Raw genomic sequence first — 11327 nt, forward strand, 5'->3', positions numbered from 1 at the left:
ATGGCATTCACTCACGAGCCAGAGCGCAGACCGCGCAACAGGATTCGCGCAGCGTCATGCGTCAGATCCTCGTCCGTCGGATCGACCATGCCGTTGTTCACCATCGACGCCAGCCCATGCAGCATTCCGAAGATCACGGTCCCCAATCGGACCGTGTCGCCCTGCGCGAACACACCGGCCGCCTGCCCGGCCTCGACCATTTTTCGGACCGGCGCGAAACTCGCTTCCCGTGCGACGACCAGCTGTTCGGATGCGTCCGACAGGAAGCGACTCTGGGACATCAGGTCGGTCAGAGGTGGATTGGCGGTCGCGAAGCGCACATAGGCGAGCGCGACCTCGTCGAGCACGTCGTCGAACTCGCGGCGCTCGGAGGCGACCGCCGCCTCCAGCGCGCTCCCCAACCGCTGAAATCCGTCCGAGACCAGCGCCTCCAACAGCGCTGCCTTGTCGGGGAAATGCCGGCGGGGCGCCGCATGGCTCACACCGACCGCCCGAGCGAGTTCCCGTAGCGACAGGCCGTCGAGACCCGACGTCCGCAGCGTCGACTGAGCCTCGGCCAAGAGCGCAGATCTCAAGTCGCCGTGGTGGTAGGCCCGCGCGCGCATGGCCGGACGATACCAGGAATGTTGTCGTTGACATCATTGTTGTCACTGACTACTTTCGTGTGAGCCGGATCACCACCCGGCTCCGGCGAAAGGACATGATGGCGGTCAGCTCGGGGCGAACCGTACGCAGCTTCTGTCGCATCTGCACCTCGCTGTGCGGAATCCTCGTCGACGTGGACGGCGACGTCGTCACGCGTGTGCGCGGCGACCGGGAGCATCCCCTCTCGCGCGGCTACACCTGTCCGAAGGGGCGAGCCCTGCCGCAGATGCATCATCATCCGGCCCGCATCGAACGACCGCAGCTGCGCGTCGACGGTGTCCTGCGGGACGTCACGTGGGACGAGTGCCTCGACGACCTCGCCGCGCGCCTGCGCCGGATCATCGACCGCGACGGACCCGAATCCGTCGGCATTTTCTTCGGCACGGGAGTCGGGATGGACGCGACCGGAACCCGGAAGGCCGAAGCACTGCACGCAGCACTCGGGACACCCGCGAGGTTCAGCCCGCTGACCATCGACGGCACGGCGAAACCGTTGATCTCCGATCTGGTCGGTGGATTCGTCGGCCTCTCCGGTCGCCCGGACTACGACCGCGCCGACTTCGTGGTGTTCATCGGCACCAATCCGGTGATCTCGCACGGGCATGCGATCGCCGTGCCGAATCCGACCGGGACGGTGCGTGACATCGCGCGGCGGGGGCAGGTGTGGGTCATCGACCCGCGTCGCACCGAAACCGCCCGGTTGGCCACCGGCCACCTCGCTCCGAAACCAGGTACCGACCACGCTCTGCTCGCCTATCTGGTCCGCGAATTGCTCATCGACGGGGCCGATCCCGACGTGCCCGTCCAAGACGCCGACCGTCTCCGACGGGCTGTCGCGCCGTTCACCCTCGAACGCACCGCCGCGCTCTCGGACGTCCGGGCCGACGCGTTGTCAGCCTTCCGGGACGCCGTACGCAGGGCAGGTCGCATCGCCATCGAAACCGGCACCGGGGTGACGATGACCGCCGACAGGGCCAATGTCACCCAATGGCTGGCGTGGGTCGTCATGATCCTGACGGGGTCGATGAACCGGCCGGGCGGGCTGTGGTTCCATCCTGGCTTCGCCTACCAGCTCGAAGCTTTCGAGTTGCCGATCTCCCCACCCGAGGGGTCGTTCGGGCCGGGTCCGCGCAGCAGGCCGGAGACCCGGTCGTTCATGAACGAATGGCCTTGTGCCGCGTTACCGGATGAAATCGAGGCAGGCCATATTCGCGCTGTCCTGAACCTCGGTGGCAGCCTCCTGACGTCGTTTCCCGACACCGCTGCTCTGGAGCGGGCGTTGCGCAAGCTCGACGTCCTGGCCACCACCGACATCATCGCCAACGCGACAGTAGCGATGTCCACCCACGTGCTCCCGACCAAAGACCAGCTCGAACGCTCCGATGTGACGATCTGGGACGCTTTGAGCTCGCGGGTGTCGGCGCAGCACACTCCCGCCGTGGTGCCGCCGATCGGGGATCGACGCTCGATGTGGTGGTTCCTCGCCGAACTCGGACGACGACTCGGCTACGACATCGGTGACCCCGACCTGCCGGACGACACAGTGCTCGCCGATGTCGCGGCCCACGGTCGTTGCTCGTTCTCCGAGCTCGTTCAGACCGGGTGGTTCGACGCGGGACACGACCTGCCCGCATCGTGGGTGGAGCGTCACCTCGAGCGGCTCGGCGGCTGGAGGCTGGCGCCACCGCTGCTCGTCGAATCCCTGGCGGCACTTCCGGAACCGGGGCAGCTGGTGTTGACACCACGCCGGCAGATGAAGCGGCTCAATGCGCAGCTGGACTTCCTCGGCGAGTTGGCCACCGTGCTCATCCATCCCGATGACGCCGAGGCCGCCGGTGTGGCCGACGGCGCCCCCGTCACAGTGCGCAGCGCACGGGGACGGATCACCGCGACCGCCAAGATCGACCCGACCATCCGGCGCGGAGCGGTGTCGATGCCGCACGGCCACGTGAACGCCAACGTCAACGGGCTGACCGACAGGAACGACGTCGACGTCGTGACCGGAATGGTGCGCTACTCCGGTGTGCCGGTGAGTCTGGAGGCAGGAGCGTGACGGCCGACCTCCGCGTCGTCCAATGGGCGACCGGCAACATCGGCCGCAAGGCGCTGCGTGGCGCGCTCGAACATCCGACACTGTCGCTGGCCGGCGTGCTCGTGTACCACCCCGACAAGATCGGTACCGACGCCGGTGACCTCTGCGGCGTTGCGCCCGTCGGTATTCGGGCAGTCAGCGACCCTGCCGACGTCGTCGCGCTCGACGCCGACTGCGTGCTCTACATGCCGCGGACCCTGAACGCCGACGACGTGTGCAGGATCCTCGAGAACGGCACGAACGTCGTGACGACCTGCGGCGAGTTCCGGCATCCGGCAGCGATGGACCCCGCCCTGCGCCAAGCCGTGGAAGCCGCCTGTCAGATCGGCGGGTCGTCGATCCACAGCACCGGAAGCAGCCCGGGCTTGATCTCCGAAGCCGTGCCGCTGGTGCTGACGACGGCGCAGCGCCGGCTGGATCGACTCGTCATCGACGAATACGGTGACCTGTCCCAACGCGATTCACCCGAGATGCTGTTCGATCTGATGGGTTTCGGCCGCGCCATGGCCCCGTTCGAAAAGTTCCGCGCCGACTTCCTGTGCGCGAGTTTCGGGCCGTCGCTTCAGGCCCTGGCCGAGGCACTCAACCTGCCTCTCGACAACGTGACCGCACACGGGGAACTGGCGGCGACGCCCACCGAGGTCCACATCGCCGCGGGCACGCTCGAAGCACATTCTGTTGCTGCACAGCGGATCACCGTGACGGGCTGGCGAGGCGGACGCGAGCTCATCGAGTTCCGGGCCACCTGGTACTGCACCCGTCGCCTTGAGCCGGCCTGGAAAGTCGACGACACCGGATGGCGCGTCACCGTGCAGGGTGACGCCCCGCTCGATGTCACCATCCGAATGCCGATACCGCTCGACCAGATGGCCGAGACGACACCCGGGTACACCGCCAACCGTGCCGTGAACCTTGTCGAGGCGGTCTGCGCCGCCCGGCCCGGCATCCTCTCGGTCGTCGACCTGGCGTGTCCGGTGGCCCGATTGCACAGTCCCGCTCACGCGGAATCCGGAGATCGCCCTACACCGGGAGCAGGTACTCCTTGAAGAAGCGGCCGACCGCCCGCAGCCAGCGGCGCCGCACCGGCAGCGCGAAATGTTCGATCAGGTCGAGATCGGCGACGACATAACCGTCGGAGGCGCGGTACCACATCCCGGCCATGCACAACTCGATCGCGGCCATCGTCGTGACCCGGCCGGGGGCGATCGCGTCGAGGCGTTCGTCGGGCACGAACGCCGGGTAGGAAGACCCGATCCGGTCCGCCACGGCGCGCACGTGGATCTCCAACGCACCCGCCGACAACTGCGCCGTCCGGCGCATGCCCTGCAACGTCTTCACCTGGGCGAAGACCGCACTGTCCCGCATGGGTCGAACAATAGCCGTAACACGGCCGTAACATCACATCGCCCGTCCCTACACTGGCGCTATGCACGCGCTGGGCAGCCTCGTCGCCGACCTCCCCGAGGGCATGGTCGTGACCGATCCCGACATCCTGGAGTCCTACCGTCAGGATCGCGCGGCCGATCCCAGCGCCGGCGTCCCGCTGGCCGTGGTCCGGCCGCAGCGCACCGATGAAGTGCAGACCGTCCTGCGGTGGGCCAGCACACACCGGGTAGCCGTGGTACCCCGCGGCATGGGCACCGGATTGTCCGGTGGCGCAACAGCTCTCGACGGCAGCATCGTGTTGAGCACCGAGAGGATGCGCGACATCGCCGTCGACCCCGTCACCCGCACCGCGGTGGTGCAGCCCGGGTTGCTCAATGCGGAGGTCAAGAAGGCCGTCGCCGAATACGGCCTCTGGTATCCACCAGACCCGTCGTCGTTCGAGATCTGCAGCATCGGCGGCAACATCGCAACCAATGCGGGCGGCTTGTGCTGTGTGAAGTACGGCGTGACAACCGATTACGTACTCGGGCTGCAAGTGGTGCTGGCCGACGGCACCGCGGTACGCCTCGGCGGGCCGCGCCTCAAGGACGTCGCCGGATTGTCGCTGACGAAGCTGTTCGTGGGCAGCGAAGGCACACTCGGGGTCGTCACCGAGGTCACGTTGAAGCTGCTGCCCGCCCAGAACCCCGCGTGCACCGTCGTCGCCACCTTCGACTCGGTCGCGGATGCGGCGGCCGCGGTCGTCACCATCACCGGCAGAATTCGCCCCTCCATGCTCGAGTTCATGGACTCCGCGGCGATCAACGCCGTCGAGGACAAGCTCAAGATGGGGCTCGACCGCGAGGCCGGCGCCATGATGGTCGCCGCAAGCGACGACCGGGGGCCGTCGGGCGCCCAGGACGCCGAATTCATGGCCGAGGTGTTCACCGAACACGGTGCCAAGGAAGTCTTTTCGACGTCCGATCCCGACGAGGGGGAGGCATTCGTCGCGGCGCGGCGCTTCGCGATCCCCGCCGTCGAGGCCAAGGGGTCGCTGTTACTGGAGGACGTCGGCGTCCCGCTGCCCGCGCTGGCCGACCTCGTCAGCGGTGTCGAGAAGATCGCCGCCGACCGCGACCTGATGATCTCGGTGATCGCGCATGCCGGCGACGGGAACACCCACCCACTGATCGTGTTCGACCCGGCCGACGCCGCGATGGAACAGCGCGCCCAGCAGGCGTTCGGCGAGATCATGGACCTGGCGGTGGCGCTGGGCGGCACGATCACCGGCGAACATGGCGTCGGCCGGATGAAGCGGCCATGGCTCGCGGGTCAACTCGGGCCCGAGGCGATGGAACTCAATCACCGGATCAAGCAGGCTCTCGACCCCGACGGCATCCTGAATCCGGGCGCGGCGATCTAGACGCGGCCGAACTCCCGCGCCTGACCCCGTCGTTCACAGCAGGTTGTTGGCGATCAGCGAGCGCGCGGTATCGAGAATGGTCTCGTCGACCGGGCGCGGTTCCCAGCCCAGTACCGCTTTGGCCTTGGCGTTGCTGATCTGCGGTCGCCGACCGAGCCGAGACACTGCCTCCCGGAAAGCAGGCTCTGTCTGCGCGAGTTCGCGGACCTCGGCTTCGCTGTATTCGCTGGTGGGCACGTTGGACGCGGCGGCCCCCAGACCCTCGCGCAGGATGCGCGCGATTCCGAGGAAGCTCTCCGCCGGTCCGTCGGCTGTGAGCAGGATCCGTTCGCCCGCGGCGCCGGCCGTCGTCAGCGCCTGCAGGTGGGCGGTAGCGACGTCACGTACGTCCACGACGCCGAAATACTGGGGAGCCACCCGGTCGAGGGCACCCGTGAGCATCGACTGGATGAACTTCACCGATGTGGACAAATGTGTTCCGAGAGTTGGGCCGAAGATACCGACGGGCACCAGCGTGGTCAGTTCGAGGCCACCGCCTTCCCTGTCCACGAAGTCCCACGCCGCGCGCTCGGCGATGGCCTTCGATCGGATATAGGCAGTGTTGTCGTCGTCGGGGTCGGTCCAGTCTTCCTCGGTCCAGTTCTCGTCCGCTTTGGAGGAGTACCCCACGGCCGCGAACGAGGACGTCATGACAACCCGGCGGCAACCCGCATCCCGGGCATGACGCAGGACACGCAGCGTGCCCTCGCGCGCCGGCACGATGATCTCGTCGTCGTCCTCAGGAGCCTCGGCCGGAAATGGTGAGGCGATGTGCAGGACGTCTGTGACGCCGGTGACCGCATCCGCCCACCCGTTGTCAGCGGTGAGGTCGGCCAGCATGATCTCGATCGGACCCGGGTCCAGCCCCTGGGAGGCGACGGTTTCGGCGAGTTCTCGGGCGCGGGCTCGGCTGCGCAGGGCAACGCGCACCGGACAGTCCTGGCGAAGCAGCTGACTGAGGACGTGGCTGCCCACGTAGCCGGCGGCGCCGGTCACCAGCACCAAGGAATTCTCGCTCATGGTTCTCCTCACCATCTCCACGCGCAATCAGCTGTCCTGCAATTCTTTTCAGACATCGCTCAATGCCCGAAGGCTTTCCGCAGTGCGGAGACGGCCAGATCGACCGCCGCGGTGGTTGCCGCAGTCCCACGGAGAGGGTTGAGCATCATGAAATCGTGGATGATGCCGTTGAACCGGACGCTGGTGGTGCGCACACCGGCTTCGGTGAGCTTGCGGGCGTAGGCCTCGCCCTCGTCGCGGAGAACGTCGTTCTCGTCGACGATCACCAGCGCCGGCGGCAGTCCCCGCAGGTCCTCGACACTGGCGCGCAGCGGTGAGGCGGTGATCTGCGCGCGCATCCGCACGTCGGGCAGATAGCAGTCCCAGAACCACGCCATCGACTTCGCGGTCAGAAACGGGCCCTCGGCGAACTCTCGATAACTGCCGCTGTCCTGGCCGGCATCGGTCACCGGGTAATACAGCGACTGCTGGACGAAGGCGACGTCGCCACGCTGTCTGGCCATGATCGCCACCGCCGCGTGGGCACCGACCGCCAGCTCCCGCACCAACCGGTCGTGGGTCGCCGCGTTGCCCAGCACCCAGCCCCCGCCGTGGATGTAGAGAACCACCGGCAGGGGGCGACGCGCGCTGGGCGGCGTCACGATCCGCACTGCCACATCGCCGTGGCCGCAGGGCACTGTGACCCAGCGCTCGTCGATGTCGAGCTTGTCGATCGGGGCAGCCTGCACATCGTCGAGCACCTTGCGGGCGCCTTCGGGGCCAAGCTCATAAAGGAACGGTGGGGTGGCAGTCGCATCGGCGAACTCCTGGGCCGCCGGTTCCAACACGGGATCACTCATACCCGCAGCCTGCCGACGCAGTGCGGAGCAGGGACCACGGAAAACCCGTAGTCCTCGTTGCACGCAGCCGGTGGCGCTGGTCTGTGGCGGCCACGAACGACAGGACTACGGGTTTTCCGTGGTCCCTGACCAGCCTCCTGGATGGCAGCGTCATCGGTGTGAGGAGAAACAGATGAGCATCGCCACCCGTGTCGTGGTCGTCGGCGGCGGATATGCCGGCGTCCTGGCGGCCAACCGGTTGCGGCGACGCACCGATGTCGACGTCACCCTGGTCAACCCGCGGCCGCAGTTCGTCGAGCGAATTCGATTGCACCAGTTGGTCGCCGGAAACGACGACGCTGTCGAAGACTATGCGACAGTGCTGGCCGACTCCGTGAAGTTGGTGGTCGAGCGCGCCGAACGGATCGACCTCGCCACCCACTCGGTGCGGCTGGCCTCCGGCGTCACCCTCGACTTCGACTACCTCATCTATGCCGTCGGGAGCACCGCCCCGGTCCCGGCAGCGGTGCCCGGTGCCGAATTCGCTTTTCCGCTTGGTGAATTGGAGGCTGCTCAGCGGCTGACCGCCCACCTGGCCGACATCCCGATGCAGGCACCGATCGTGGTGGTCGGCGGCGGTCTGACGGGTATCGAAGCCGCCTCCGAATTCGCCGAAGCCGGACGCAGCGTCACGCTGGTCACCAGCGCGCTGGGCCCTTCGCTGGCCAGCGGCGGCCGCCGCTCGGTGGCCAAGCGGCTGAGGAAGCTCGGCGTCACGGTTGTCGACAATGACACCGTCACGCGGGTGCAGCCAGACCGAATCACGTTGCGGGACGGTCGTGAACTGCCGAGTGCGGCCACGGTGTGGACCGCCGGCTTCGGGGTTCCCACCCTGGCCGCCGACAGCGGCCTGAGCACCGACCGGCTCGGTCGGCTGCTCACCGATGAAACTCTCACCAGCGTCGACGACCCCGCGATCATCGCCGCCGGAGACGCGGCCTCACCGTCGGCACAGCCGCTGCGGATGAGCTGCCAACTCGCCATGCCGCTGGCCTCCCACGCCGCCGATACCGTCCTGGCACGGCTCGAAGGCAAGGAACCCGGGAACCTGAACCCGGCCTCGGTGGGCCAATGCATCAGCCTGGGCCGCCGCGCCGGCACCATCCAGATGTCGCACTTCAACGATCAGGCGCTACCGCTGCACATCGGCGGCCGCCTCGCCGGCGTCATCAAAGAATCGGTGTGCGCCGGCACCGTGTCCTTCCTGGCAAAAGAAGCTCGCAAACCCGGCAGCTACTTCTGGCCCAGAGGCGGTCAGCGACAGAAGAATCTGAAAAGAGGAACAGTGGATGTCTGACGTCATGGAGAAGCTGATGACGGCGATGACCGTCATCCAATCGGTCACACCGCCGCACATCCCCGACAGTGCGGACGCGATGACCGCGATCATCGAATGGGCCCCGGGCGACAAAGGCGCACCGCCGCACCGTCATCCCGGTGGGCCGTGCTTCGGCTACGTCCTGGAGGGCGAGATGCTTTTCGAGCTCGAGGGGGAAGCGCCGCGGGTCATCAAAGCCGGCGAGGCGTTCTGGGAACCGGGCGGTGACGTCATCCACTACTCCGACGGCAACAACCGCGACGACATCCCGTTACGGTTCCTCGTGACCATGCTCTGCCGGCCGGGCGTCGACATGTTCGTCCTCGTCGACGATGCAGAACTCGAACAACGCAAAGACCGCCGCTTTCAGAAGGGACACCAATGAAGATCACCGTGGTAGGTGCGACCGGACAGATCGGCGCCCAGGTTGTCGAATTGCTCACGGCTGCAGGACATGACGTCACTGCCGCGTCCCGGTCCTCCGGGGTAGATGCTGTCAGTGGCGACGGCGTGAGCGCCGCGTTCGAGGGCGCCGACGCGGTCGTCGACGTGCTCAATTCCCCCACCCTCGAGCCGGGTCCGGCTGTGGAATTCTTCACCCGCTCGGCCACCACGTTGCTGGCAGAAGCCAAGAGGGCCGGTGTAGGGCATTACGTGGTGTTGTCGATCGTCGGAGTCGGTGACATCGAGGCCGACGGCTACCTGCGCGGCAAGCATGTGCAGGAACAAATGGTGGTCAACTCCGGCGTCCCGTACACCATCGTGCGGGCGACCCAGTTCCACGAGTTCACCGAGGGCATCGTCGGGTCGCTGGTGGTCGATGGCGAAGTGCACGCCCCCGACGCCCTGATCCAGCCCGTGTCGGCCTCCGAGGTGGCCGGCGTGGTCGCACGGGTGGCCACCGAATCACCCCGCGACGGTGTGCTGAATTTCGGTGGACCGGAGAAGATGTCGTTCGCCGACCTGGCCCGTGCCGTCTTCGCCGCCCAGGGCGAGGACATGCCCGTCGTCGTCGATCCGCAGGCCACCTACTTCGGTGTTCCGCTGAAGCGGAACAGCCTCGTCACCGACGACGGCGCCGAGCTGGGCACCACCCGGCTCGCGGAGTGGCAGAAACGGTGACCGAGCTAGCCGGGTGCACCGCGCTGATCACCGGCGGTACCGCCGGCATCGGCTTCGCGACGGCCCGGCGGCTGGCGGATGCGGGCGCCGCGGTGATCATCACCGGCCGCAACCCCCAGCGCGGACATCAGTCGAGAGAGGAACTGGGCCCGGCGGCGAAATTCGTCGCCGTCGACATGGCCGACCAGGCCGGTGTCGAGCGGCTGGCCCGAGAACACGAGTTCGACATCCTGGTCAACAACGCCGCCCGATTCCCGGCCGGCCTGACCGTCGACCAGGACGAAAGCGAGTTCACACACACCTTCGCGGCCAATGTCCGTGGACTCTATTTCCTGGTGGCCGCGACGGTGCCCACCATGATCCGCCGCGGCGGCGGGGCCATCGTGAACGTCACTTCCATGGTGGCGTCCAAAGGTGTCCCGGGCGCGTCGGTGTACAGCGCATCCAAAGCAGCCGTGGAACAGTTGACCCGAACCTGGGCCGTCGAATTCGGTCCACACCACATCCGGGTCAACAACGTCGCGCCAGGCCCGACAGCCACCGCAGGTGTTGCCGCCGAATGGGGTGAGACCAACGAAAAGCTCGGCCGTGCGTTACCGCTCGGGCGAACCGCGAATCCCGCCGAGATCGCTGAAGCCATCTATTTCCTGGCCTCCCCGCGCGCCAGCTTCATCACCGGGACCACCCTGCACGTCGACGGCGGCGGCACCGCCGTCTGAAAGGAGAGTCATGGACTTCGACGAGCTGGTGCTGCGCCGGCATTCCACGCGAATGTTCCTGCCCGACAAGCCCGTCCCGGAAGGGTTGCTGAACGAGGCGCTCACCCTGGCCATGCGCGCACCGTCGAACTCCAATGTCCAGCCATGGCGATTGTTCCTGGCCGCGGGTGACCGGCGGGTCCGCCTCGGGGCCGCGTTGGCCAAAAAGGTGCGCGAAACGCCGCCACCGACGCTGGGTCTGCCGGAATCCCACAGCCACCTGAGGCGTCAACTGGGGGCTCTGCTGTACGGAGCGATGGGCGTCGCCCGCGACGACGACGCGGGCCGCTGGACCGCACAGCTGCGCAACTGGGACTTCTTCCACGCCCCGGTAGCCGGAATCGTCTGTATGCACCGAGATCTGGGGCTTCCCGACGCCATCGGGGTGGGGATGTTCCTGCAGACCCTGCTGCTGGCGTTGACCGAACGGGGCATTGACAGCTGTGTCCAGGTATCCACCGCCCTGTACCCGGACGTGGTCCGCGACGAGCTCGGCATTCCCGACGAACTCACCGTGCTGTGCGGCATCTGCATCGGCTACGCCGATCCGGCGTTCGCAGCCAACAGCATCAACACCCCTCGCAACCCGGTCACCGACAATGTCGTCTTCCTCGAGAACTGAGGTGGACGATCACACTGCCCTGAACACCGGCCAGCCCGTCCCCGA

The 11327-nt window shown here is 67.2% G+C and carries 12 protein-coding genes; 8 read left to right on the top strand and 4 right to left on the bottom strand.

Translation table 11 applies throughout. From position 1 onward, the window contains the following. Positions 1–11: 11 nt before the first annotated feature. Complete coding sequence (locus ACAG24_RS19250) at positions 12–605, bottom strand: TetR/AcrR family transcriptional regulator (protein WP_370474884.1); 594 nt, start codon at positions 603–605, stop codon at positions 12–14. Positions 606–664: 59 nt separating this feature from the next. Between ACAG24_RS19250 and ACAG24_RS19255 the strand changes: the two genes are divergently transcribed. Together ACAG24_RS19255 and ACAG24_RS19260 are read left to right on the top strand one after the other, a co-directional pair. Next, entirely contained in the window at positions 665–2698 is a 2034-nt protein-coding gene (locus ACAG24_RS19255) for a molybdopterin-containing oxidoreductase family protein (protein ID WP_370474885.1), read from the top strand. Next, a complete protein-coding gene (locus ACAG24_RS19260; protein ID WP_370474886.1) occupies positions 2695–3783 on the top strand; it encodes an NAD(P)H-dependent amine dehydrogenase family protein in 1089 nt (362 codons plus the stop codon). The genes ACAG24_RS19255 and ACAG24_RS19260 overlap by 4 nt, the downstream gene beginning before the upstream one ends. Here ACAG24_RS19260 and ACAG24_RS19265 read toward each other — a convergent pair. After that, complete coding sequence (locus tag ACAG24_RS19265; RefSeq protein WP_370474887.1) at positions 3758–4102, bottom strand: hypothetical protein; 345 nt, start codon at positions 4100–4102, stop codon at positions 3758–3760. The genes ACAG24_RS19260 and ACAG24_RS19265 overlap by 26 nt on opposite strands. A 61-nt stretch (positions 4103–4163) precedes the next feature. Here ACAG24_RS19265 and ACAG24_RS19270 point away from each other — a divergent pair, with 61 nt between their 5' ends. Then, positions 4164–5525, top strand: a complete 1362-nt coding sequence (locus ACAG24_RS19270) for an FAD-binding oxidoreductase (protein WP_370474888.1) — start codon at positions 4164–4166, stop codon at positions 5523–5525. A 33-nt stretch (positions 5526–5558) separates the two neighbouring features. Here the strand turns inward: ACAG24_RS19270 and ACAG24_RS19275 are convergent, their stop codons facing one another. Beyond that, on the bottom strand, positions 5559–6584 hold the full coding sequence (locus ACAG24_RS19275) for an NAD-dependent epimerase/dehydratase family protein (RefSeq protein WP_370474889.1): 1026 nt from the start codon (positions 6582–6584) through the stop codon (positions 5559–5561). A gap of 59 nt (positions 6585–6643) precedes the next feature. Beyond that, positions 6644–7423 (bottom strand): alpha/beta hydrolase, encoded by a 780-nt coding sequence (locus ACAG24_RS19280; RefSeq protein WP_370474890.1) that lies wholly within the window; start codon positions 7421–7423, stop codon positions 6644–6646. Positions 7424–7595: 172 nt separating this feature from the next. Between ACAG24_RS19280 and ACAG24_RS19285 the strand changes: the two genes are divergently transcribed. From ACAG24_RS19285 to ACAG24_RS19305, 5 genes are read left to right on the top strand one after another with little or no spacing between them, the layout of a single operon-like run. Then, positions 7596–8759 carry an NAD(P)/FAD-dependent oxidoreductase gene (locus ACAG24_RS19285; protein WP_370474891.1) on the top strand — a complete coding sequence of 388 codons (1164 nt, stop codon included), beginning with the start codon at positions 7596–7598 and terminating at the stop codon, positions 8757–8759. Then, entirely contained in the window at positions 8752–9165 is a 414-nt protein-coding gene (locus ACAG24_RS19290; RefSeq protein WP_370474892.1) for a cupin domain-containing protein, read from the top strand. The genes ACAG24_RS19285 and ACAG24_RS19290 overlap by 8 nt, the downstream gene beginning before the upstream one ends. Beyond that, positions 9162–9902 carry an SDR family oxidoreductase gene (locus tag ACAG24_RS19295; RefSeq protein ID WP_370474893.1) on the top strand — a complete coding sequence of 247 codons (741 nt, stop codon included), beginning with the start codon at positions 9162–9164 and terminating at the stop codon, positions 9900–9902. The genes ACAG24_RS19290 and ACAG24_RS19295 overlap by 4 nt, the downstream gene beginning before the upstream one ends. Continuing rightward, a complete protein-coding gene (locus tag ACAG24_RS19300; protein WP_370474894.1) occupies positions 9899–10621 on the top strand; it encodes an SDR family NAD(P)-dependent oxidoreductase in 723 nt (240 codons plus the stop codon). Before ACAG24_RS19295 ends, ACAG24_RS19300 begins: the two co-directional genes overlap by 4 nt. Positions 10622–10631: 10 nt before the next feature. After that, complete coding sequence (locus ACAG24_RS19305) at positions 10632–11282, top strand: nitroreductase (protein WP_370474895.1); 651 nt, start codon at positions 10632–10634, stop codon at positions 11280–11282. The last annotated feature ends 45 nt before the right edge of the window (positions 11283–11327 follow it).

It is taken from the genome of Mycobacterium bulgaricum (assembly GCF_041287165.2).
GTDB lineage: Bacteria > Actinomycetota > Actinomycetes > Mycobacteriales > Mycobacteriaceae > Mycobacterium > Mycobacterium bulgaricum.

What these genes read in the sequence shown, in the direction of transcription:
- ACAG24_RS19250 (WP_370474884.1), bottom strand. Translation starts at nt 605, where the DNA reads ATGCGCGCGCGGGCCTACCACCACGGCGACTTGAGATCTGCGCTCTTG.
- ACAG24_RS19265 (WP_370474887.1), bottom strand. Translation starts at nt 4,102, where the DNA reads ATGCGGGACAGTGCGGTCTTCGCCCAGGTGAAGACGTTGCAGGGCATG.
- ACAG24_RS19270 (WP_370474888.1), top strand. Translation starts at nt 4,164, where the DNA reads ATGCACGCGCTGGGCAGCCTCGTCGCCGACCTCCCCGAGGGCATGGTC.
- ACAG24_RS19275 (WP_370474889.1), bottom strand. Translation starts at nt 6,584, where the DNA reads ATGAGCGAGAATTCCTTGGTGCTGGTGACCGGCGCCGCCGGCTACGTG.
- ACAG24_RS19280 (WP_370474890.1), bottom strand. Translation starts at nt 7,423, where the DNA reads ATGAGTGATCCCGTGTTGGAACCGGCGGCCCAGGAGTTCGCCGATGCG.
- ACAG24_RS19285 (WP_370474891.1), top strand. Translation starts at nt 7,596, where the DNA reads ATGAGCATCGCCACCCGTGTCGTGGTCGTCGGCGGCGGATATGCCGGC.
- ACAG24_RS19290 (WP_370474892.1), top strand. Translation starts at nt 8,752, where the DNA reads ATGTCTGACGTCATGGAGAAGCTGATGACGGCGATGACCGTCATCCAA.
- ACAG24_RS19295 (WP_370474893.1), top strand. Translation starts at nt 9,162, where the DNA reads ATGAAGATCACCGTGGTAGGTGCGACCGGACAGATCGGCGCCCAGGTT.
- ACAG24_RS19305 (WP_370474895.1), top strand. Translation starts at nt 10,632, where the DNA reads ATGGACTTCGACGAGCTGGTGCTGCGCCGGCATTCCACGCGAATGTTC.